This is a genomic window from Rhizobium sp. Root491, assembly GCF_001427205.1.
Classification (GTDB): Bacteria; Pseudomonadota; Alphaproteobacteria; order Rhizobiales; family Rhizobiaceae; genus Agrobacterium; species Agrobacterium tumefaciens.
In genome coordinates this window covers 42,989-66,439 of record NZ_LMFF01000006.1, presented here as the reverse complement: position 1 = coordinate 66,439, position 23,451 = coordinate 42,989, and the positions used below count along the sequence as shown (strand labels likewise).

General features: G+C 59.7%; 22 protein-coding genes. 21 read left to right on the top strand and 1 reads right to left on the bottom strand.

What is annotated here, in order from left to right:
• Positions 1–219: 219 nt before the first annotated feature.
• The 9 genes from ASD46_RS10255 (at position 220) to ASD46_RS10215 (ending at position 7,190) form a co-directional block, all read left to right on the top strand.
• Positions 220–666: an acetyltransferase gene (locus ASD46_RS10255; RefSeq protein ID WP_060642188.1), complete on the top strand. Its 447-nt coding sequence runs from the start codon at positions 220–222 to the stop codon at positions 664–666.
• Positions 667–771: 105 nt separating this feature from the next.
• Positions 772–1,671, top strand: coding sequence for a helix-turn-helix transcriptional regulator (locus ASD46_RS10250; protein WP_060642187.1), 900 nt, complete (start codon positions 772–774; stop codon positions 1,669–1,671).
• A gap of 123 nt (positions 1,672–1,794) precedes the next feature.
• A complete protein-coding gene (locus ASD46_RS10245; protein ID WP_060642186.1) occupies positions 1,795–2,718 on the top strand; it encodes a hypothetical protein in 924 nt (307 codons plus the stop codon).
• Between the two features lie 89 nt (positions 2,719–2,807).
• Positions 2,808–3,221 (top strand): hypothetical protein, encoded by a 414-nt coding sequence (locus ASD46_RS10240; protein ID WP_035252624.1) that lies wholly within the window; start codon positions 2,808–2,810, stop codon positions 3,219–3,221.
• Positions 3,222–3,308: 87 nt separating this feature from the next.
• Entirely contained in the window at positions 3,309–3,539 is a 231-nt protein-coding gene (locus tag ASD46_RS10235; RefSeq protein WP_004431588.1) for a hypothetical protein, read from the top strand.
• Complete coding sequence (locus tag ASD46_RS10230) at positions 3,536–4,999, top strand: TolC family protein (protein ID WP_060642185.1); 1,464 nt, start codon at positions 3,536–3,538, stop codon at positions 4,997–4,999. Before ASD46_RS10235 ends, ASD46_RS10230 begins: the two co-directional genes overlap by 4 nt.
• 14 nt (positions 5,000–5,013) lie before the next feature.
• The gene (locus ASD46_RS10225) at positions 5,014–6,363 is read left to right on the top strand and encodes a multicopper oxidase family protein (protein ID WP_060642184.1); all 1,350 of its coding nucleotides are present in this window, start codon (positions 5,014–5,016) and stop codon (positions 6,361–6,363) included.
• A 41-nt stretch (positions 6,364–6,404) separates the two neighbouring features.
• Positions 6,405–6,881: a plastocyanin/azurin family copper-binding protein gene (locus ASD46_RS10220; protein ID WP_004431582.1), complete on the top strand. Its 477-nt coding sequence runs from the start codon at positions 6,405–6,407 to the stop codon at positions 6,879–6,881.
• A gap of 24 nt (positions 6,882–6,905) precedes the next feature.
• Entirely contained in the window at positions 6,906–7,190 is a 285-nt protein-coding gene (locus ASD46_RS10215) for a copper-binding protein (protein ID WP_004431579.1), read from the top strand.
• A 140-nt stretch (positions 7,191–7,330) separates the two neighbouring features.
• Here ASD46_RS10215 and ASD46_RS10210 read toward each other — a convergent pair whose 3' ends face one another.
• Positions 7,331–8,116, bottom strand: coding sequence for a phosphatase PAP2 family protein (locus ASD46_RS10210; protein ID WP_004431576.1), 786 nt, complete (start codon positions 8,114–8,116; stop codon positions 7,331–7,333).
• Positions 8,117–8,286: 170 nt separating this feature from the next.
• On the opposite strand from ASD46_RS10210, the gene ASD46_RS10205 reads away from it, so the two are divergent.
• The 12 genes from ASD46_RS10205 to ASD46_RS10150 all read left to right on the top strand — a co-directional run bounded on the left by ASD46_RS10205 (position 8,287) and on the right by ASD46_RS10150 (position 23,350).
• Entirely contained in the window at positions 8,287–8,985 is a 699-nt protein-coding gene (locus ASD46_RS10205; RefSeq protein WP_004431575.1) for a response regulator, read from the top strand.
• Positions 8,982–10,139, top strand: coding sequence for an ATP-binding protein (locus ASD46_RS10200; protein ID WP_060642183.1), 1,158 nt, complete (start codon positions 8,982–8,984; stop codon positions 10,137–10,139). The genes ASD46_RS10205 and ASD46_RS10200 overlap by 4 nt, the downstream gene beginning before the upstream one ends.
• A gap of 320 nt (positions 10,140–10,459) precedes the next feature.
• Positions 10,460–11,488, top strand: a complete 1,029-nt coding sequence (locus tag ASD46_RS10195) for a ketopantoate reductase family protein (RefSeq protein ID WP_004431571.1) — start codon at positions 10,460–10,462, stop codon at positions 11,486–11,488.
• Positions 11,489–11,536: 48 nt separating this feature from the next.
• Positions 11,537–12,115 (top strand): TetR/AcrR family transcriptional regulator, encoded by a 579-nt coding sequence (locus ASD46_RS10190; RefSeq protein WP_060642182.1) that lies wholly within the window; start codon positions 11,537–11,539, stop codon positions 12,113–12,115.
• Positions 12,112–12,714 carry a 2-hydroxychromene-2-carboxylate isomerase gene (locus tag ASD46_RS10185; RefSeq protein WP_025595255.1) on the top strand — a complete coding sequence of 201 codons (603 nt, stop codon included), beginning with the start codon at positions 12,112–12,114 and terminating at the stop codon, positions 12,712–12,714. Before ASD46_RS10190 ends, ASD46_RS10185 begins: the two co-directional genes overlap by 4 nt.
• Positions 12,715–12,835: 121 nt before the next feature.
• Positions 12,836–14,242: an FAD-binding oxidoreductase gene (locus tag ASD46_RS10180; protein ID WP_025595256.1), complete on the top strand. Its 1,407-nt coding sequence runs from the start codon at positions 12,836–12,838 to the stop codon at positions 14,240–14,242.
• A gap of 18 nt (positions 14,243–14,260) precedes the next feature.
• Positions 14,261–16,555, top strand: a complete 2,295-nt coding sequence (locus ASD46_RS10175; protein ID WP_060642181.1) for a molybdopterin guanine dinucleotide-containing S/N-oxide reductase — start codon at positions 14,261–14,263, stop codon at positions 16,553–16,555.
• 461 nt (positions 16,556–17,016) lie between these two features.
• Complete coding sequence (locus ASD46_RS10170; protein ID WP_025595258.1) at positions 17,017–18,666, top strand: ABC transporter substrate-binding protein; 1,650 nt, start codon at positions 17,017–17,019, stop codon at positions 18,664–18,666.
• A gap of 37 nt (positions 18,667–18,703) precedes the next feature.
• Positions 18,704–19,711 (top strand): ABC transporter permease, encoded by a 1,008-nt coding sequence (locus ASD46_RS10165; protein WP_003518071.1) that lies wholly within the window; start codon positions 18,704–18,706, stop codon positions 19,709–19,711.
• Complete coding sequence (locus tag ASD46_RS10160; RefSeq protein ID WP_003518068.1) at positions 19,708–20,556, top strand: ABC transporter permease; 849 nt, start codon at positions 19,708–19,710, stop codon at positions 20,554–20,556. Before ASD46_RS10165 ends, ASD46_RS10160 begins: the two co-directional genes overlap by 4 nt.
• A complete protein-coding gene (locus tag ASD46_RS10155) occupies positions 20,535–22,274 on the top strand; it encodes a dipeptide ABC transporter ATP-binding protein (RefSeq protein ID WP_060642180.1) in 1,740 nt (579 codons plus the stop codon). The genes ASD46_RS10160 and ASD46_RS10155 overlap by 22 nt, the downstream gene beginning before the upstream one ends.
• The gene (locus ASD46_RS10150; protein ID WP_025595260.1) at positions 22,271–23,350 is read left to right on the top strand and encodes an LLM class flavin-dependent oxidoreductase; all 1,080 of its coding nucleotides are present in this window, start codon (positions 22,271–22,273) and stop codon (positions 23,348–23,350) included. The genes ASD46_RS10155 and ASD46_RS10150 overlap by 4 nt, the downstream gene beginning before the upstream one ends.
• Positions 23,351–23,451 lie beyond the last annotated feature (101 nt).

Sequence of the window (23,451 nt, the reverse complement as noted above, 5' to 3'; positions counted from 1 at the left end):
CGATCTTCCCTTCAAATAAATAGATAGAACTTATTTTTATCTATTTTTTTATCGGACCCTTTTGCAAGGACTTTTTTCGAGAAAAACGTCAGGCACCGGAGATCGAAGAAATATGCGGGATAAGACTGCGCCGTTTGGCTGCGGGGATTTAGCGGGTGGGAAAACGCCTTGCGAAAAAGATCCATGGCGCAAAAACGCCGCAATTGCTAAGGGTCAGGCATGATCACACTTCGTCCCGCCAACGCTCGCGACACGGCCCGCATCCTTGAAATATGGCGTAAGGCCGTAGACGCTACCCATGACTTTCTTCACAGAGCGGATCGCGCCGCAATCGAGAAAGAAGTGACGGCTTTTCTTCCCGAGGCCGCTTTGATGCTCGCCGTCGATGCGTCGGATAAGCCTCTCGGGTTCATGTTTTTGCATGAAGGGCACATGGAAGCGCTTTTCATCGATCCGGATTATCACGGCAGAGGCATCGGCAAGACGCTCGTGCAGGCAGCGCTTGCCACACACCCCGCGCTGACCACCGATGTCAACGAACAGAATACGCAGGCCATGGGCTTTTATCGCCGGCTCGGTTTCAAGCCGACGGGACGCTCCGACCTCGACGGGCAGGGACGGCCCTATCCGCTCGTCCATCTTGGGTTTCGCGCAACCGAACAATAAGCCGCGGGGACATGGCTCATCTGGGGGGAGCAAGCCACGAACACCATCATCCGTTTCGCAACCGAGGATTTTCAGCCCGAGCACCGCTTCGACCAATGGCGCGAAGTGCGCGGCAAAAGCCTGTTTGGCGTAACGATTGAGCTTGCGCCGGATCGCCGCCAGGCCTTCAGCGGGTCGTTTCAGGCGCGCTCTGTTGCAGGCGCCGTCGTAAGCGAAATGCGCGCTTCCTCTTACCGGGTCAACCGCACGGAAGCCGATATTGCCCGCATTGCCGGCGACAGCCTCTGCATTGGCTTGCAGGTGAAGGGTTCGGGGTTGCTGCATGCCGGCCGAGACAGGATCCATGCCGTCAGCGGTGGTGATTTCACCATCAACTATTCGGACTTTCCCTATGACGCGATACCGGGCGGTGAGGCGGATTTTCACTACAAGATGCTCAAGATCCCTGTCGACGACGAAGTCATGCTTGGCCGACCGGCCGATGACCTGTTCGCCACGCGTTACGCAGACAAGACCGCCTTCTCCCGGCCGTTCCGGGCGCTCTTCAACGCGCTGAACGCCGAACGCGGCAGGCTCATCGATCCCGTGCGCGATGTGACACATATCGCCCGATTAGCCATGACGGCGCGTGGACGGCTTTCGCCTGCAATGCCGGAAGTGCGCGCCGCACTCCGCACCGGGCTTTGTTATGCGGCCCAGGACATCATGATGCGCAAAAAGTCCTGGCAGAACCTCACGCCTGCCGCAGTGGCAAAGGAACTGGGCATTTCGCTTCGGCAACTGCACGTCGTTTTCGATGGCGCAGAGCTGTCTTTTTCCCGCACGCTCGCCTCCATGCGGATCGAGGAAGCGCGACGCCTGCTGCTGGAATCTCCCGCCCTGCCAATCACGCAGGTCGCGTATGGCTGCGGCTTCGACAGTCTTCCAACCTTTTACCGGGTGTTCAGCAGCACCTATGGCATGACGCCCGGCGAAGCCCGCGCCACGGGCATGCCGACGGCCTAAAAGTGTCACCTCTGCGCGCAATGAGAAGACGCCTCATCCCGACCCCTGTAAGGCCGATGGATCATCCAATCCTCATTACACTCCGCAAGGAGGATGGTGCCGGCAATTCGAGGAGCGCTGCCCATGACCAATTTTTTCGATTTCGCGATCTCCGGGTTGCCGGACGCCTCCGCCGTTGGCCGCAGGCTACCACCCAGCGAAATCGACCGGTTGCTTCAAACGGGTGCTTTCGCGGCAGCACTACGGTTGCTGGCGGGAAGTTTCATCGCCCTGTACGAAGGTTCGCCCGACATAACCGCGCTTTTCGCCACGCGCCAGAGCCGGCTTCTTTGCCACGCGCTGTTGGCGCTCTATTTTCAAAAGCGCAAGACCGGAACGGACGAACCCGCCCTGACGCGGGAAGATTTCGGCCAACTCGCGCTCCAACACGGCATTGCCAGCCATGATGTCGCCTATGCCTTCTTCAAAGAGGCGCTGAAACGCGGCCTGACAAGACCGGCGCACCAAGCCGGCGAAAAGCCGGCCGATGGCGTGGTGCCTTCACCGTCCACCCTGGCGATGCTTGCCCAATGGTACGACGTGCATTTTCAGGCGCTGGACCTCATCGATGAGGGGTTCAGAGCCTCTCGGTTTATCGAGCGATCCGAAACCATGCTCGCACACATCCATCCGCGCGTGGCGCAGGCGCTGCTGTCCAATCCGGAAGTGCGCTGCCCGGGCCCGCTGTCCATCATCTTCAACTGGTTCGACGCGGGCGGGCTGCTGATGGACCGCCTGATCGCCGGGATCGACTGGGAAAAGCCGACAGAACAGGGCAGACACCTGACGGATGTTAAAACAGCATCGCAACTGGCGGCATCGCCCTCCCTTTCCCGAATCCATGTCAGGCGCAAGCTTGGCGCGGCCGAACTGATCGGTGGCATCGGCTGGAGCGGACGGAAGGGGCGTTCCGCTCTTTGGATCTCCCAGGGCTTTTACGAGGAATATGCCCGCATGCAGGCACGTAAACTCCTCATTCTCGACGATGCCTTTATGGAGACAGTGTAAGGTTTAAAGAACCGGCAGACGTGCTATTTATTGATGGTTATGAGCGATATCCATTGACAAACTTCAGGACTGCGGCTCTTCTACAGGGCATGCGTGGGATGTTGCGAACATCGAAATTGACGGCACTGCTGTTTCGACTGGTGATGATATTGTCACTGGCGGGATACAGCGTTTCCACCGTCAATGCCGCAATGCATGGTCCCGATACCGCGGAAATGCAGACCACCCAATCCGCCATGATGATGGATCATGGCGCGATGATGGACCATGGCGGTTCGGCCATGATGTCCAGCGACCACCATAATATGGATACGGCAGACCACGACAGCGGCGTCAAAAAGCCCGTGAAGCCGGAATGCTGCAACGATTTCTGTCTCGGCATGGCGGTACTGATTGCGCATGACGCCCTTGGCGGACCAGTCGTCAATTCCATCCGTTCCTTCCTTGACGACAGCAAGACCGTGGGCCAGATCCCGCTGCTTCACCGTCCACCGAATATCTGAACAGGCAAAGCCCGCCTCTCGGGCAATGATCGTGCGTGAACGGCTTTAGCGCCGTCGCGCCGTTGCATCTCCTGTTCGGAAATTACCATGAACCCTATCTACATCGTGGTTGCAGCGCCCCTTTTGCTGGGCGGCTGCACAGCCACATCCTCGATGAACGAGGCCGCCTCGTATGAAGACGCGGCAAACCCGTCGCTCGGCGTCACCCCTCTGCGTTATCAGACACCGGTCACAGGTTACTCACACCGTGCTCCGGTGGACCCGAAGCCCTGGCGTAATCAGAACGATGCGCAGGCTCCGAAAGGAGACGCATCATGACGCTACGCGTGATCAAACTCACGGCCGTCCTTTCCGTCCCGCTTGTTCTTGGCGGCTGCGTCACGGCCACCGACTACACCTCGAAGAACGCAGGCTTCACCACCGTTTCGGCCAGGGCGACCGAGGCGACAGGAAAGCAGACTGTCTGGATACAGAACCGGGCCGAGGCGCAGGCAACCGCAACCCGCGTCAAATCGCTGATGTCGCCGAAACCAATCGATGTCGAGACGGCGGTTCAGGTCGCGCTCCTCAACAACAAGGGCCTTCAGGCGGCCTATGCCGATCTGGGTGAATCGGCCGCAACCGCCTGGCAATCGACCATGCTGGTCAATCCGAGGGTCGGCATCGGATTGACGGGGATCGGCACTCCGGGGCTCCGGGCCTACAAGGCGATCGAGGGTGTGATCGTCACCAATATTCTGGCACTGGCCACGCTCAAACAGAATGTCGAGATTGCCGATACCGGCTTCCGAAAGGCGCAGCTCGCAGCCGCGCTGAAGACGTTGCAATTGGCGGCAGATACCCGCCGCGCCTGGATCACGGCGGTTGCTGCCTGGGAAAATGTCGGCCAGCTGGCGCAGGCCCAGACAGCCGCGGATGCCGCCTCGGAACTTGCGAGGAAGCTTGGCGAAGCAGGCTCGCTGAACAAGGAAGGCCAGGCTCGCGAGCAGGTCTTCTATGCCGAACTGACCGGCCAGATCGCCAAGGCGCGGCTTGAAGCCCGGCTTGCGAAGGAGGAACTGACAAGGCTGATGGGCCTGTGGGGCGCGGACATAGACTACTCCATCCCCAACCGCCTGCCCCAGCTTCCAAAGGATCTGGCCAAACGTGAGATGATCGAGGCTGAGGCGCTGCAGCGCCGGGTGGATTTGCAGATGGCGAAGCTCGATCTGGAATCGACCGCCCGATCGTTCAAACTCACAGAAGCCACCCGATACGTCACCGATCTAGAACTTCGTTCCGGCTTCGAGACCGAACGCGAACTTGAAGACGGCGAAAAACACAAACAGACGACGGGCAATGCCGAGCTGGAATTCGTCATTCCGATCTTCGATTCCGGTCGGGCAAGAATGCGGGAATCCGAACTCGCCTATATGCGCGCAGCAAACCTGCTGGCCGAAAAAGCGGTCAATATCCGCTCCGAAGCCCGCTCCGCCTATCAGGCCTATCGCTCGAACTACGACATCGCCCGGCACTATCGCAACAGCGTGGTGCCGCTGCGGACCAAGATCGAGGAGGAGTCGCTGCTGACCTATAACGGCATGCTCACCAACACCTTCGAACTGCTCGCCGACAGCCGCGAAAAGGTCAATTCGAACCTGCTCGCCATCAATGCCAAACGTGACTTCTGGCTCGCGGAAGCCGGCCTTGCGCCCGCCATCTACGGCGGTGGCGCGGGTACGGCAGGCGCGGAGACCGAAGTTGCCGCCACTGGTGGCGGCAGCGGTGGCGGACACTGAGAGAGGAAACGACCATGTTCAATAGAAGAAACTTTCTGGGCGTCGGCGCCGCAATGGTCTCCACGGCGGCCTGGGCAAAGACATCGAATAGCAGCCTGCCGGAAGCTGCCGTGATGGAAACGGCAGCAACGCAAGCCCCCGTCAAGCCCACTACCGGTCCCGATTACAATCCGGTCGTCACCCTCAACGGCTGGACCCTGCCTTTCCGGATGAACAATGGCGTCAAGGAATTCCACCTTGTCGCCGAGCCAGTGGAACGCGAGATGGCGGAGGGCATGACCGCCCGCCTCTGGGGCTATAACGGCCAGTCACCCGGCCCGACCATCGAGGCCGTAGAAGGCGACCGGGTGCGGATTTTCGTGACCAACAAGCTGCCGGAACATACAACGGTCCACTGGCACGGCATGATCCTGCCATCAGGCATGGACGGTGTCGGCGGCCTGTCGCAACCGCATATCCCCGTTGGCAAGACCTTCGTCTACGAGTTCGATCTCGTGAAGTCCGGCACCTTCATGTACCACCCGCATTCAGACGAGATGGTGCAGATGGCGATGGGCATGATGGGCTTTTTCGTGGTCCATCCAAAGGACCCGACCTTCATGCCTGTTGATCGCGACTTCGTGTTCCTGATCAACGCCTTCGACATCAATCCCGGCTCCTACGTTCCGAAAATCATGACCATGACGGACTTCAATCTGTGGTCATGGAACAGCCGGGTATTTCCGGGCATCGATCCGCTGGTGGTCTCCAAGGACGACCGGGTGCGTGTCAGGGTCGGCAACCTGACCATGACCAACCACCCGATCCACATGCACGGCTATGATTTCGAGGTGACGTGCACGGATGGCGGCTGGGTGCGGCCCGAGGCCCGGTGGCCGGAGGTCAGCATCGACATCCCCGTCGGCGCCATGCGGGCCTATGAATTCGACGCCAAATATGTCGGCGACTGGGCGATCCATTGCCACAAGTCGCACCACACGATGAATGCGATGGGACACGATGTCCCAACCTTCATCGGCGTCGACAAGAAGACCGTCACCGAAAAGATCCGCAAGGTGCGGCCGGAATACATGCCGATGGGTACAGCCGGCATGGCCGATATGGGCGCGATGGAGATGGAAATCCCTGAGAACACCGTTCCCATGATGACCGGCTGGGGTCCGCACGGCCCCATCGAAATGGGCGGCATGTTCTCCGTGGTGAAGGTCCGCGAAGGCATTTCCGCGGGCGATTACTCAGATCCCGGCTGGTACCAAAACCCGCCCGGTACCCAGGCCTGGGAATGGACCGGCGACGTGCCGGATACCGAAAAGACCAATGATCCGAAAACACAGATCACGCCGAATCCGATGAAACACGGCTGATCGTGCAGACCATATCCCCACCAGAACCAAGGAAAAATTCGATGACCAGACTGAAACTTGCACTGCTTCTCACCGCTCTTGCCACACCCGCCTTCGCATCGGGCACCCACGGCGGCGGCCATGAAGCGATGGCGATCGGCGAACCCGGCGACAAATCCAAGGTAACCCAGACCATACAGGTCACCATGAAGGAAACGCCTGATGGCAAGATGCTGTTCACGCCCGCCAAGTTCGAATTCAAGAAGGGCAAGACCGTTCGCTTTGCCGTGAAGAATGTCGGCGAGCTGGACCATGAATTCATTCTCGACGAACAGAGCGCAAATCTGGAGCACAAGGCCGCCATGGCAAAGGCCCCGGAGATGGAACACGACAATCCGAACGCAATCAGCCTTGCGCCGGGCGAAAGTGGCGAAATTATCTGGAAATTCACCAATGACGGCATGTTCGAATTCGCCTGCCTGAAGCCCGGACATTACGAGGCCGGCATGCGCGGCGATCTCAAAGTTTCGGCCAAGTAACCAATCGAAAAAAGGAATCTGACCATGAAGACGATCGTTAAAATTACCCTTGCAGCCGCTCTGTTGCTTACAGCCCCCTTTGGCGCATTCGCACAGGAATTCACCAAGGGTACGGTGAAGAAGGTCGACGCTACCGCCAAGAAAGTCACCATCATTCATGAGGAACTGAAGAACCTCGACATGCCCGCCATGACGATGGTGTTCCGCGTCAAGGACGATGCCCTGCTCGCCAAGCTCAAGGAAGGCGCGAACATCGAGTTCATCGCCGAACGTGCGGATGGCAAGCTGGTCGTAGCCCAGGTGAAATAAGGCAGTCCTCGTCTGCACATGCCCGTACCAGACCACAGGCACGGGCATGTGCGATTTGAGCAGGCGGCGGACGAACCCCGAACACAAATTTATTGCTCAGGGCATGACCTTTGTTCGGCGCTATGCCGTATTCCCATGAATTAGCGCAGAAACGCAGTGTCGATTGTGTCCGCATGCTTCGTGAACAGCCGATGCAGTGAGAGGAACACGGCGAGCATCAGTGGCCATGCAATCAGGACATCGGAGAGAAAATGTGCGCCCATAGCTGCCCTGTTTAGGGAGCAAAGCACGATGAACGGCATCAAGATCGCCGTGGCGCTCAGGCGGAATTTTTCCGGCAGGAAGATGATGAACGCCAGCAGGGCGATTGCGGACGCGCTTTCGCCGGACGGAAAGGAGCAGTTGCGCGAACAGCTGCCATCGAGGGAAAGAACGGGCGTAAAAAACAAATCTGCCCCGAATTCACTGATATGCCGCGGTCTGGCACGTCCGAACAGGTTTTTCAGCACATGCACGGTCGCACCCGGCCCAAGCGCATAAAAGGTGAGAACAAGTAGCAGTTTGTGAGGGCGGATGGCACGCCGCACGCCGGAGACAAATGGCGTTGCAAGGAGCAGGCAGACAAGCGTGGACAATAAAATGGCGGGAAGTGCGCGGTTCAGATCGCGGACGGAAATCAAGAATTGATCCTCGCCAAGACGAAAACCATCTGTCCAGAACCAGCGACTGGCGTCAAGATCGATATCCGGCCTGACAGTGAAGAAGACCATCATTGCAAGCGTGGTCGAAAGCGCGAGCAGAGATGGGCTGCCGGAAACCCATGCGAAAGTCTGGCGCGCCGTGGGGATGACGGCAAAGCGGAACTTCGGCTTTTCGGGCCGGCCTGGCCATTTCTGTTCGGTCTTATGGGAGAGATACTGGTGCATGGCCAGCTTTCTTCCGTAGAAATGTCAAGGTTCTGCGGAGGAAGTCCCAAGACTGAGAGGAAAAGCGTGCCTGCCGCATCTATCTCGTGAGACGGCTCTTGCCCGGCGCTTTGCGTCGGCTTAGCGTCCCGGCAATAAAGCGGTAATATCAGTAAGTTCGTAAGGTCAGCATGGACAAAGGTCTCATTCTCATCGTCGAAGACGACCCCGACATCATGCAGATTCTGGACGCCTATCTCATTCGTGACGGATACAGAACCGTTAGAGCCGGGGATGGCGAGACGGCCATGACGCATTTCTCCATGCTGCGGCCGGATCTCATTCTTCTCGACATCGGGCTACCGAAGCTCGATGGCATCGATGTGCTGACACGCATCCGGCGGGAGCGTGATACGCCGATCATCATGGTCACCGCCCTTGCCGAAGATATGGACAAGCTGACCGGTCTGCGCCTGGGTGCCGACGACTACATCGTCAAACCTTTCAACCCGCAGGAAATGGTCGCCCGGGTAAATGCCGTTCTAAAACGCTCGCGTCAGCCAACTGGCGGAGGGATCCTGCGTTTCGGCGCCATCGAAATAGATACCGAAGCTTACATCGCGGCTGTTTGCAGCGATGCGGGACGAACCGTTCTGCCGTTGACGCTCAGCGAATTCAGAATTCTTGCCCATATGACGCGTCGCCCCACCTATGCCTTTCAGCGGGCCGATCTTCTGGATGCCTGCCTGCCGGAAAGCGATGCGCTGGCACGCACGGTCGATACGCACATCGCCAATCTGCGTAAAAAACTGACGGATCACGGTGCTGGCGGTTATCTGGTGTCGGTGCGCAGCATCGGCTACCGACTTGCCAGGGAGCAGACATCATGAGGTTCCGGCGGCTCCGCCTGCGCACGATGACGGCGATCACAATCACCACAATGCTCATCTTTGCGGTTGCGTTGGTCTATTTCGGCGTTTCCTGGTATTCGGACACCATTGAGGAGCGCATCCTTGCCCAACTGTCGCCTGATGCCGCCAAGGCTTTCTCGGATATTGACCGGGGCGTGATGCCGGATCAGCGCCAGCTTCAGGCCCTTATCGAGGTTTTACCGGGCCTGGAGGACCAGGCAGATAGCGAACTTCTCAAATCGGTGTTCCTCTTCGGATTGCTCGGTGTCTTCCTGTGCAGCTTGCTTGGTTATTTCATCTCCCGGCGCATTGCAGCACCTCTCGGCGAACTTGCCGACGCGGCGCGGCGCATGGCGACGGGCGACTTCAGCGGAGGCGCAAAGATCAAGGCGAGCCGCATCGCCGAAGTCGGATTTCTGGTCGACAGTTTCGAGACTTTGACGCAGGAGCTTCAGATGATGGAGCGCCGGTTGAAGTTCAACACCATGGCGGTAGCCCACGAGCTGCGCACCCCGCTGACCATCCTGCAAGGCCGTTTACACGGCATTGCCGATGACGTCTTTCCGCTCGACAAGCAGGCCATTCGCCACCTAATCGGCCATGTGGAAGGACTTGCGCGTCTCGTCGACGATCTGCGGACGCTTTCGCTGGCAGAAACCAACAGTCTCGTTACGGAGATGCGGCCACTCGATCTCGCTACCGAATGCGCGGCCGTGGCGGAGACGGCACGGCCTCTTCTCGAAGAGGCAGGAATTCGTCTCGATATGTCGCTGCAGACGGCTCCAATTAGCGGCGACCCTCAACGCCTTCAACAGCTACTGCTCATCCTGATGGATAATGTACGCCGCTATGCGGCGAGCGGGAAGAGCCTCTTCTGCTCGACCGGAGTCCGGGAAGGACGTCCCTTCATAACAATCGAAGACAAGGGGCCGGGTTTTCCCCCCGGCATCGAGGCACACGGCATCGAACTCTTCTGGCGCACAGAGCCGTCGCGTGCACGTAAGACCGGTGGCACCGGCCTCGGCCTGTCGATTGCTCGAGCGATCGCAAGCGCGCATGACAGCGATTTGCAGATAGATCCGCGACAAGACGGCGGAACCGTCGTCACGGTTCTCTTCAAGGCGGCCTCCTGAAAAATCCCGGCGAGTTGATGCTCTCCCATGCGCGCTGACGGTGTGCTTCGTTGGGGCTTATTCCAGGGTTTCACCGCGCCAGGACTGCTGTCGGGAATAAGGTGATCGCAAATTTTCCCTACGCCGAATTATTTTCTATAAAATAGATAGAAAAAGAACGACCTGTCTTTCTTGAGGCGCTCCTCATGCCTAGTTTAGCTGTCATCATTGGTCGCCGTCAGGGAGGACCGATGTTGAGCGAAATCCCGTATCGATCCAGCAAACTGCACCGCTGCAATTGATACTGGCGCATTATCGGCCCGGTAGAATTGGAGGAAAAGGTGACACGATACGTTATCATTGGCGCAGGCGCGGTTGGCGCAAGCCTTGCCGCACAGTTCGAGCTTTCCGGCATCAAATATGCTCTGGTCGGACGCGGCGCACAAATTGCCTCCATCATTGAACAGGGGCTGAGCTACCAACGCCCCTCAGGCACGCAGCAAATAAGGCTGAACGCCTTCGACGTATCCGCTCCGCCGGACCTGGCGCCCGACGATATCCTGCTGCTGACCGTCAAAACGCAGGATGCGGCAGCCACTCTGGCAGACTGGTCATGGCGACAGGTATCCGGCGTGGAAGGTCTAACAGCCACGCAGTTGCCGGTGGTTACCTTTCAGAACGGTCTGGCGACGGAAGCGCTGGCGCTCAGGACCTTCGCCAATGTCTACGGCGCCAGTATTCTGACCCCTGCCCGGTTTACACAAACCGGCGCGGTTGCGGCGGCCGGCAATCCGCAGGTCGGCGTGGTCACGATCGGGCGCTTCCCGGCCGGTTCCGATGAAACGGCGAAGGAGATTGCCGCAGACCTCACACGCGCCAATTATCTTGCGGAAACCAGCAGCGATATCCGCCGCTGGAAATCGGCAAAACTGCTTCATAACGTCCGCAACGCGCTGGATCTGTTCGACGGAGAAGACGATCTGCGAGCATCGATTGCCGAAGCGCTGGTCAATGAAGCCCGCCAGACGCTTGAGATAGCAGGCTACAATCTCGCCTCTCCCTCTGAACGGGCTGTCGATATTTCAGGCTGGAGCATCGCTCAAAACAGCGGCATTCAGCCCGGCCAGCAATCGACCTGGCAGAGCTTTGCCCGGGGCGCTTCCAGCGAGGTCGACTTTCTCAACGGTGAGATTGTGCTGCTCGGCCGTCTGCATAACGTCGCGACACCGTATAACGAGGCTATCCAGTCTCTTGGCGGCAGGCTGGCGCATCAGGGCGGCTTCTCGAAGGCGGTGCCGCTTGACGCGATCCTTTCTTTTGTCGGGCAGCTCCACGAGCGCGACAAAACCGGTCTCGCCGCCGCGCAATGATGCGTGCGACCCGTTCTTCCCATGAAACCACCAAGCTGAAGCGATAAAATGAGAGAAGCCATTCCAGACCAGATTCTCACCGCCGCCGGCGCGCTGTTTTATACCGAAGGTATCCGGGCGGTCGGTATCGACCGCATCATCGAAGAAGCGAAGGTCGCAAAAGCTACTCTCTATCGGCATTTTCCGTCCAAGGATCATCTTGTCGCGGCCTATCTTCAGGATCGCCACGATCGTGTCATTCGCTCGCTGAAGGATGTTCTGACGGCGACGATTGATCCAAGGGACCAGCTGCAGGTGATTTTCGAGCGGCTTTACGAGAAGGCCGACAGCCCTGAATTCAGGGGCTGTGCCTTTGCACTCGCGGTTGCCGAACACGGCGATTCCGAACGCGTCGTCACCGTGGCTCGAACCCACAAAAGAATGGTGCGGGATATTTTCGAGACCGTCATGTCGAAAGCGGGGGTGCGACTGGATCAGGCCGCCTCCCACCTTTCGCTTCTTTACGAAGGCGCACTTGCCACCGTCGCGGTCGGGCGCGATCCGCATGCCGTACTCATCGCCCGGGACTGTGCGCTCTCGGTATTCGATCTCGCCACCGGCGAGATATCCTCAGGAGACAAGATATGACCAAGACCATCGACTATTTCTTCGGCATCGGCTCCCCCTGGGCCTTTCTCGGCCTGGAGCCTTTCGCCACGCTCGCTAACGAGCACAACGCCACGATACGGCCCTATGTCATCCCGCTGATCGAGGATAATGGCGCCATCTACTCACGCAACCGTCCGGAAGCGCGCCGCGCCTATTGGACGAAGGATTTGAAGCGATGGGCGGCGTTGCGCGGCAAGTCCCTTAACTTCGACAATCGCGCCGCCCTTTCCGATCCCACGCCGGCCGGCTTCATGGTCATTGCCGCGATCGATGCGGGCGAGGACTGGTTGAGGCTGACCAAGGCGCTTCAGGAAGCTTTCTGGGAAGGAGGCCAAGATATTGGCAATGCCGAAGTTCGCCGCGCAATCGCTGACAAAGCCGGTTTCGACGGGGCGGCGCTGGACGAACGCGGCGGAAGCGATGCCGTGGAAGCCATCCGGAAAGCCAATTATGAGGCCGCAAAGGCAGCCGGTGTGTTCGGGCTTCCGACATTCCGCTACGAGGACGAACTGTATTGGGGACAGGACAGCCTGCCCTTCCTCGAACGTCATCTCAAGGGCGAAAAACTGGCCGCCTGATCCCCGCCGAAAACCGGGTGACTGTCACGCCGTGGCCGCAACCCGGCCATGGCTCTCTCCAGACCATTCCCGTGGAGTTTCTCATGTCTCTTTTCCCGCCCTCTTCGCGCGGAGTATCGCGATGAGCGCACTGCCTCCCGCTCTCTCGGACGCTTTGCGCAACCGTTTCGGCGAGCGTTTTTCCACCGCGCAGGCATTGCGGGAACAACACGGCCGTGGCGAATCCCACCATACGCCGTCGATCCCGGATGCCGTCGTTTTCGCCGAGAGCACGGATGATGTGGCGGAAGCCGTGCGGCTTTGCGCCGCTGAAGGTGTTCCCGTTATCGCCTTCGGCACCGGCACTTCGCTCGAAGGCCATCTGACGGCAGTGCGTGGCGGTGTCTCCGTCGATCTGTCGCGCATGTCGAAAATCGTCCGCATCAGCGCCGAGGATCTCGATTGCACGGTGGAGGCCGGCGTCACGCGCGAGCAACTGAACACGCATCTGCGCGACATGGGCCTGTTCTTTCCGATCGATCCTGGCGCCAATGCGTCCATCGGCGGCATGGCGGCAACCCGCGCTTCCGGCACAAACGCCGTGCGTTACGGCACAATGCGAGAAAACGTGCTGTCGCTGACAGTCGTCTTGCCGAACGGCCAGGTCATCCGCACCGGCGGGCGGGCGCGTAAATCATCAGCAGGTTATGACCTAACGCGGCTGTTCGTCGGCTCCGAGGGGACGCTCGGCATCATCACGGAAGTGACGTTGCGACTCTACGGAATTCCCGAAACCATCTCGGCTGCACTTTGCTCCTTCGAAAGCGTCGAACAGGCAGTTGCGGCAGCCATTACGGTCGTGCAGCTCGGCATTCCAGTTGCGAGAATGGAATTAATGGACCGTGGCCTGATCGAGGCCGTCAACGCCTATTCCAATCTTTCCCTCAAGGTCGAGGACACGCTCGCCTTCGAGTTCCACGGCTCGCCTGCTGGCGTGAAGGAGCAGGTCGAGATGGTCGCTGCCATAGTGGAAGACAATGGCGGCAGGGATTTCGAATGGGCGAATGCGCCGCAAGATCGCAACCGCCTCTGGAAGGCGCGCCACAACGCGTTTTACGCCGTGGTCTCGCAGCGCCCGAACGCCAGGGGCTGGTCTTCCGATGTCTGCGTGCCGGTATCCGAGTTGAGCGGCTGCATCGTCAGGACCCGGGAATTGCTACGCGACTGCAGCGTGCCCGCCGCCATTCTCGGCCATGTCGGCGATGGCAACTATCATGTGGTCTTCGCCGTAGACCCTGCAAATCAAGCCGAACTCGACGAGGTGGCGGCAATCAACAAGAAGATGGTGCAGCACGCCATCTCGGTTGGCGGCACTTCCACCGGCGAGCATGGGGTTGGCACCGGCAAGATCGCTTATCTGCGGCAGGAACACGGCGACGCGGTGGACCTCATGGCCATCATCAAAAACGCCATAGATCCGGCCGGCATCATGAACCCGGGCAAGATCCTGCCGAGCCAAGACTTGCCCAGCCGCCGAGAAACGCTTTGACCGTGCGGGATTTCGCAGATGGATAATTACAAGACCCACAGCTCCCACTGGGGCGCCTTTTCCGGCAGCTACCGGAATGGCAAGCTCGATATCCGTCCGCATCCGGACGATCCACACCCCTCGCCCTTGCTCGCCAATCTGCCGGCAATCGCCGATAGCGCCGCGCGCATCCGGCGTCCGGCGGTCAGGCGCGGCTGGCTGGAGGGAAAACCGGGCAACGCGCAGATACGCGGGGCGGACGACTATGTGGAGGTCGATTGGCCGCAGGCGGCGGACCTCGTCGCGAAGGAACTTCAAAGGGTTTACGGCGATTACGGCCCACAGGCCGTGTTCGGCGGCTCCTACGGCTGGTCGAGCGCCGGACGTTTCCATCACGCGCAAAGTCAGGTCCACCGTTTTCTGAATACGCTTGGCGGATATGTGCGCTCCGTCAACACGTATAGTTCCGGCGCGGCGATGGTCATTATTCCGCATGTTCTCGGACCCTATGATCATTTCGACCGCAAGAGCGTTACCTGGGATGCAATCGAGCGCAGCAGCGAATTGATCGTCGCCTTCGGCGGCATGGCGATCAAGAATACGGACGTGCATGGCGGCGGCAACAGCGTGCATATCGTGCCACAGAAGCTGAATGGCGCACGTGCACGCGGCGCGCGATTCGTGCTGATCAGCCCGCTAAAAGACGATTTTCCGAAAGACCTCAATGCGGAGTGGCTGCCGGTCATACCCGGTACCGATGTCGCGCTGATGCTCGGACTTGCGCATGTTCTCGTCACCGAGGGCCTGCACGATCGGGCGTTTCTTGACCGCTATGCCGTCGGCAATCAGCGTTTCGAAGACTACCTGCTCGGCCGGACCGATGGTGTGGCGAAAAGCCCCGAATGGGCTTCCGGGCTCTGCGGCATCGGCACGGAAACTATTAGGGAACTCGCCCGCACCATGGCGCGCGCGAGAACATTGATCACTGTCAGCCATTCGCTTCAGCGCGCCGATTATGGTGAGCAACCCGTCTGGCTGGGGATCGTTCTTGCCACCATGCTCGGTCAGATTGGCCTCGACGGCGGCGGATATTCCTATTCCCTCGGCGCTTTGGGCAATGTCGGCAAGAACCTGCTGGCCGTTCCCCTGCCGACACTTAGCCAGTTCAAAAACCCGGTCGCGGATTTCATTCCGGTCGCGCGTATTGCCGACATGCTGCTCAATCCTGGTGGGGAATTTCACTATAACGGCCAGAGGATGCACTATCCCGATATCCGCTTGGTTTACTGGGCGGGTGGTAACCCGTTCCACCACCATCAGGATATCAACCGGCTACGGGCAGCGTTCAGACGGCCCGAGACCATCATCGTGCACGAAACCGCATGGACATCATCCGCGCGGCATGCCGATATCGTGCTGCCGGCGACGACAACTCTGGAGCGCGACGACATTGGCGCCGCCGACCGCGATCCTCTGATGATCGCGATGAAAAAGCTGATCGAACCGGTTGGTGAGGCGCGCGACGACTACGAAATCTTCTCCGAGATCGCGCGCCGGCTCGGCAAATTCGAAACCTTCACCGAAGGCCGCAGCAGCCGGGAATGGCTTGCCTTCCTCTATGAAACAACGCGTGGGGCGCTTGCCGCCGGTGGGCATGAGGCTCCCGATTTCGAAACGTTCTGGGAACGTGGAGAGATAGGTCTGCCGCTCAAGCCGGATGACGGAGGGCCTGCGCGTGCCTTCCGTGATGATCACCTAGCCTTCCCTCTGAAGACACCATCCGGTAAAATCGAAATCTTCTCCGAGACGATCGAGGGTTTCGGCTATGACGATTGCGGCGGCCATCCGCAATGGTATCCCGGCAGGACGAAACCGGAAGACGAAGCGCTCTATCCGCTGCATCTGGTCTGCAATCAGCCGCATCAGCGTCTGCACAGCCAGCTCGACTATGGCGCCTTCAGCCGCTCCACCAAGATTAAGGGCCGGGAACCCGTGCGCATCAACCCCGAAGATGCAGTCCGCCGGGGCATTGCCGATGGCGATATCATCAGGCTGTTCAACAGTCGTGGCAGCTGCCTCGCCGCAGCCGTCCTGAGCACGGATGTGCGCAACGGCGTGATGCAGCTGGCGACGGGTGCGTGGTTCGAACCGCATGACCGGCATGCAGAGCAAGCGATGTGCATTCACGGCAATCCGAACATCCTGACGCGCGACATCGGCACCTCGAAACTGGCGCAGGGATCGACCGGTCAGATTACCAGAGTGGAGGTGGAACGTTTTGCCGGTGAGGCGCCTCCGGTGCGGATTTTCGAAAAGATGACATTTGCAAAATAAGTGAGGGATGGGTGTTCCGGCACTACCTGAAAAATCGCACCGCCAACGTATTTCGGGCGTCGGAAAAGCTGATCCTACCACCTTCGGAAACCGCGGCAAAATAATCCATTAATTCGATAGAAAAAGAACAACTGGTCTTTCTCCTTCTGGCCACTCTGCTACGTTAGACATCAAGAACCGAATTTCGAAACAAGGGACCGCGTCATGACCGCACGATGTATCAGCAAGCACGGCCTGCGATCGAACGAGCCGTCAATGGCTGAAAGTAACGGCTAAGCCGTGACATCGGTCGGACCCTCCAAGAGGTAACGCAGGCACATTTTTCCCGATTTCAGGACATTGAAACCACCGGCAAGGCTGTCGTGTGAAGCCTTTCGTGTGCCCGCAAAAGACCAGCCAGAGCGGCGATAGTTCCTGAAATCACAAAGACAAGAAACAACGCGACCAATCAGGATTTCTTAATGACGATACGTTCTTCGCTTTTTTCCTTCTCCCGTCGGGGTCTGCTGACCACCACTCTCGCAGGGGCAATCGCGCTTCTGACGACGATGGCGCCTGCTCCGGTTGGGGCAGCAGATACCCCCCGCAATGGCGGCGACATCACCTTCCTCATCGATTCTCTCGGCGACACCTGGATCCCGAATAACAGCGCCATTTCCAGCTTTCAGGGCCATATCTGGGGCCATGTCGCCGACAAGCTGCTTTATGTCGATGCCGATGGTAAGGTCAGCCCCTGGCTTGCCGAGCGCTGGGAGCAGAACGACAATGCCACAGAATTCACGCTTCACCTCAAAAACGGCGTGACCTTCTCCGATGGCACACCGCTGGATGCAGCGGCGGTCGTCGCCAATCTCGACATCTGGTATGCCGGACGCAAGAGCGAAGGCATCAACCCGATCGGTCTTTTCCCCAAGACCTACGACCATGCTGAAGCGGTGGACGCATCCACGGTGAAGGTCTTCTTCAAGAAGCCGACGCTCGGCTTTATTCCGACGCTCGGTTACCACGGCTCGATCCTGATCTCGCCGAAGACCATCGCCCAGCCCGCCACCCAGCAGGCCGATCTCAGCAAGACTTCCGGCAGCGGCCCCTATGTGGTCGAATCCTGGAAGGAGGGAGATTACGTCAAGCTGGTCAAGCGCAAGGACTACAATTGGGGTCCTGCCGCCGTTGGCCACACCGGCCCAGCCTTCCTCGATTCCATCACCTATAAGCTGGTGTCGGAACCGTCGTTGCGTGTCGCCTCGGTCCAGTCCGGCCAGGCCGATGTCGCCTATAATGCTTCGCCGCAGGAGCTGAAGTCACTGCACGAAGAGGGCTTCACCGTCGCAACGCCGCGTTATCTCGGCTTCGTCAACGGCTGGGCGGTCAACACCAAGCTTCCGCCCTATGATGATGTGAAGGTTCGCCAGGCACTTCAGGCCGGTGTAAATCGTCAGGAAATCATCGACACCGTCTATACGCCGGACTGGAAGCTCGCCACGTCCTTCATCCAGAGCAACGTGCCGGGCGCGACCGACCACAGCGCACTTCTCGCTTACGATCCCGCCAAGGCCGAAAAGCTGCTCGACGAGGCGGGCTGGGTCAAGGGCGCCGATGGTATCCGGACCAAAGACGGCAAACCGCTGTCGCTGACAATCCACTCCAATCCCTATCTCGCGACATCCAAGTCGGTCGATGAACTCATCGCCCAGCAACTCGGCAAGCTCGGCTGGAAAGTCGCTATTCGCGCTTACGACGTCGTGACCTTTGGTGAAAAGGTCAAATTCGGCGGTGCGGCCATCCCGACCTATGAGGTGACGCGCAGCTTCATCGATGCAGGCACCGTCGCCAGCATTCTCACCAACGCCAACAATGGCGAGAACTGGTTCGCCCTTGACGACCGCGACGCGACGCTCAACGGATTGCGCGACAAGATCGCCGGCGCCGGCTCTGTCGACGAGCGCAGCCCGCTTCTCGATGAGCTGCAGAAATATGTCCTTGAGCAGGGCTATTTCATTCCGCGAACGCAGATCGTGCAGCGGATCTACGTGCAGTCCCCGAAGCTGAAGGGCGAAGTGTATAACGGCGTGGCTTATGCCAGCTACTATACCGCCTCCATCAGCGACTGATGCGCACAACAGGGCAACGTTGAAGGAGGTCACCGGCATGAGCAATGCCTACCTAACCTACGCCGCAAAGCGGCTTGGCCAGGCGGTCGTCGTCATACTGCTGGCCTATGTCTTCACCTTCGTGGTCGTCAGCATCCTGCCTGGCGACCCGATCACCAGCGTGCTCAGGAACCCGCAAAACGGGTTCACCGAGCAGGAGATCGCGGAAATCATCGCCGCGCAGGGCCTCGACAGACCGGTTCTCGTGCAGCTGTGGTCGTCCCTGTCGGGGTTTCTGACTGGTGATCTGGGCATGTCGATGCGCTCCAACCGGCCGGTGGCGACCCTCATCGCTGAAGTGCTGCCATCGACACTGATCCTTGCATCCACGGGACTTGCCGTCGCCTTGATTCTCGCAATGGCCGTTGCTTACGGAACCCAGGTGGTACCAAAGCGCTACGGCCAGGGATTGCTACGAGCTTTCCCATCGCTGTTTCTCTCGACACCTAATTTTGTGATTGGCCTGATACTGATCCATCTCTTCGGCTTTCAGCTGCGCCTCTTCCGCGTTATCGAACCAGATAGCTTCTGGGCAACGGTGTTTGCCGCAATCACAATCGGAATTCCTTTCTCTGCGCAAATCGCCGAGGTACTTATAGCGAACCTCGACAGGGAGGCAGAACAGGAATACGCGGCCGTCGCCCGCAGCCGCGGCATCGGACAGGCGCGGCTGTTTGCACAGCATCTGCTCAAGCCTGCTTCGTTGCCCGTCGTCACCGTGATCGCCATCACCGTCGGTGAACTGCTTGGCAATTCACTGATCACCGAGTCTGTCTTTGGGCGAACCGGTCTCGGCAGCCTGGTGCAGCGCTCCGTGAGCACGCAGGACCTGCCCGTCCTGCAAGCGATCGTTTCGCTGGGAGCCGTGGTGTTCGTGCTCGTCAACCTGATTGCCGATCTTCTTTATCCCCTGCTCGATCCACGCGTGCAAATTCTCGGCGCGCGAAAGCCTCGCTTGGCCATTACAGAGGATTCCTCCACCACCACCAAGGCGGTGACACCATGACTTTCGCCTCGAACGCCTCCCTGCCGGGTGCGACCCCTGCAAACAGGCTGACAGGCCTGCGGATACCGCTGACCGTCGCCTTGTCCTTCGCCATTATCGCGCTCGTCGTCGCCTGGTCACTGGCGCCCGGCCTTTTTACCAGTCACAGCCCGGTCGTCGGGGTGCCGACGGACAAATTGCTCGGCCCAAGTCTTGCGCATTGGTTCGGCACCGACCACCTCGGCCGCGATGTCTACGCACGCGTCGTTTATGGCACGTCCTCTTCCGTCTCCAGCGCACTCGTCGCGGTCGTCATCGGCGTTTTCGCCGGCGGTCTCATCGGGCTTCTTGCGGGCTTTCTCGGCGGCTGGGTCGATATCACACTTGCCCGGCTGGTCGATGTGCTCTTGGCAATTCCAAAGTTTCTGCTGGCGGTGATCGTGGTCACCGCCATCGGTTTCGAGACCATCAATGCCGCCATCGCCACCGGCGTCTCCGCCGTAGCGGTCTTTGCCCGCGTCACGCGTGCGGAGGTCATCAAGACCAGACAGGCGACATTCGTGGAGGCTTCGTACCTGCTCGGCGGCTCGCGCTGGTTCATCCTTCTGCGCCACGTTCTGCCCAACGCGTCACGCTCGGTGCTGCCGCTTGCCGTGTTGCAGTTCGGCGAGTCGATCCTCGTGATCGCAAGCCTTGCCTTTCTCGGATACGGCGACCCGCCGCCCGCCTCGGACTGGGGCCTGCTGATCTCGATCGGCAAGGATTACCTCAAATGGCCGTGGCTCGTATACGCCCCCGCCTTCGTCACAATCGCGACCGTCCTCTCTGTAAACAGGATCAGCCGATGGCTACGCAAGACAGACTGACCACCACTATCGCCCGCCCCGTTACCTTTGCGGCCAGACCGCAGCCGCAGCAGGCTCCTGTCCCGCTTCTCCGGGTCAACGATCTTTCGGTTGCCTATGGAGGCCAGGAGGTCGTCAGCAATGTCGGTTTCGAACTCGGCCGTGGCAAGAGCCTTGCCCTCATTGGCGAGTCCGGTTCCGGCAAATCGACAATCGCCCGCGCGGTCCTTCGGCTTTTGCCAAGCGGGGGACATGCCACCGGCCACGTCACCTTTGGTGATCAGGAGATATTGGGACTGCCAGAGCGCAACTTCCGACCGCTGCGGGGACGCGCCATCGGCTTTGTCCCGCAGGATCCAGGCAATTCGCTCAATCCGGTGCGGACAATCGGCGCGCAGGCCATGGAGGCGGCCGCACTTCTCGACGAGCCTGACAAGGCGATCCGCAAGGCCCTCATTCTCGAGACCTTCGCGCAGGTGGGATTGGAAAACCCGGGTGTTGTCTACGAGTCCTACCCGCACCAATTATCCGGCGGCATGTTGCAGCGGGTGCTCATAGGCCTTGCGGTTCTGCCGCGCCCGTCACTTCTGGTCGCAGACGAGCCAACGTCTGCGCTCGATGTGACGATCCAGAAGCGGATCCTCGATCTGCTCTCGCGGTTGCAGCACGAGCTGGATATCAGCATGCTCCTCATCACACACGATCTGGCGATCGCCGCCGAACGGGCGGATTCGCTGGTAGTCCTGAAGGGTGGCAAGGTTCAGGAAGCCGGAAGCACCGCATCGGTGTTTTCCGCACCGGCCTCTGCCTATGCAAGGAAGCTGCATGCGGACGTGCCGGCACTCAATCCGGATCGCTACGCCCGGCTGCGCGATCCGGGTTTCCGTCTGCTGAAGGCAGAGTCCACGACGACGCCAAAGATCGCGGTCAATGCCGTCACCAAGAATTTCAGGGTCGGCGACAGGGTGCTGACGGCGGTCAACAACGTCTCCTTCAACGTGCCTGCAGGTACCACCCATGCGCTGGTTGGTGAGTCCGGCTCTGGCAAGACGACAACCATTCGGCTGCTGCTTGGCCTGGAGGAACCCGACACCGGCACGATATCGGTAGCCGGCGAAGAATTGACCGGCCGCTCCCGTACGTCGCTGCGTGCAACCTGGCGCCATCTTCAGTTCGTCTACCAGAACCCGTTTACCTCGCTTGATCCCACCTGGAGTGTCGAACAGCTGGTGCGCGAGCCGCTTGATCGTTTCAAGATCGGAACCCGTGCGGAACGGCTCGAAACTGTTCGTGAGGCTTTGGCCAATGTGGGCTTGAGCGAACACCTTCTCAACCGCAAGCCGACGGCCCTTTCGGGTGGCCAGCGCCAGCGCGTTGCCATTGCAAGGGCGCTGGTTCTCCGACCGGATGTGATCGTGCTCGACGAGCCGACCTCCGCACTTGATGTCAGCGTCCAGGCAGACATCGTCGATGTGCTGCTCTCGCTGCAGGCGAAGCTCGGCCTGACCTATGTTTTCGTCTCCCATGATCTGGCACTGGTACGCCAGCTCGCCCACACCGTTTCGGTGATGCAGCGCGGGCGTATCGTCGAACATGGAACGGTCGTCGATATCTTCGACAATCCGCAGCACCCCTATACCGCGTCGCTGCTGGAATCGATCCCATCCGGTGCCGCAACCATCGCCCGTGCGCCACAGCCGCTGCCCCGGCGGGTTCACGATAAGGAAAAGATCGCATGACCATCGCTGCACCCATCGATACTGCGTCCACGTCCTTCCGCCCCAAACAGCGGCTCGGCTTCAATACCCGCGTATCTTTCAGCGACGATGCCGGGCCGGCGCAGGGGCTGCGTGAGGGTATCAAACTGTTCAAGGCTGCCGAACAACTGGGCTACCAGTCCGGCTGGGCCTATCAGCGGCATTTCGATCACTATCTGTCCTCACCGCTTCCGTTCTTCGCCGCTGCCGGCCAGCATACCCGGCATATTACGCTCGGTTCTGCGGTCATCCCCATGCGCTATCAGGATCCGATCCTGCTTGCCGAGGCGGCCGGCACGACCGACCTTTTGATTGATGGGCGACTGGAACTTGCCATTTCGACCGGCGCAAACGCCGCCTTTGACGCGGTATTCGGCACGGTCGACACCGATGCCCGCACAGAGGCCAGACGTCGTCAGGCCCGCTTCCTCTCGGCAATCGCTGGCGATGTCCTGCACCGTGTCGAAGGCGGCCAATCCAACCCGGAGGGCACGGCACTGCGTGTCACGCCGCATAGCCCGACACTGCGTTCGCGCATCCGGCAGGGTGCAGCAAGCATTGCTTCGGCTGTGCAGGCGGCGGAACTCGGCATCGGCCTTATCTCGGGAACCGTCCAGCACGATCAGGCAGAAGGCGAGAGCTTCGGGGAATATCAGGCCCGCATCATCGAGGCCTTCCGTTTCACATGGCGCAAGACATGGACAACGGAACCGCCTCCGGTCGCCGTCGCCGCCTCCATCCTGGTTGGCACCACGGCCGAGCTTCGCGAAAAATACGCCGCCTATGATCTGGAGCGGCGTACCAAGGGTATTGCCGCGTCTCGCCCCAAAGGCGCTCTCGAACAGGCAGCCCAGCCAGCGGGGTTTCAAATTTCGCCCGTTTTCCAGGGCACGCCCGATCAGGTGCTGGCATCGGTATTCAACGATCCGGGCCTTGCAGCAGCCGATGAGGTCGTGCTGTTTTTGCCGCCTGCCTTCGGTCTCGCCGAAAACATACAACTGCTGACCGATCTGGCGGACACGGTGGCTCCGAGCCTGGGCTGGTCGCCCACCTTTTAACCGTTAGGGCACCGAGCGATTGCCACTTCGTGGCAGCGACTTGAAGACGGAAACGCGGCGGCGGTTGCTGGTCCTATATCGAAGGCCGTCACAGGGAATAT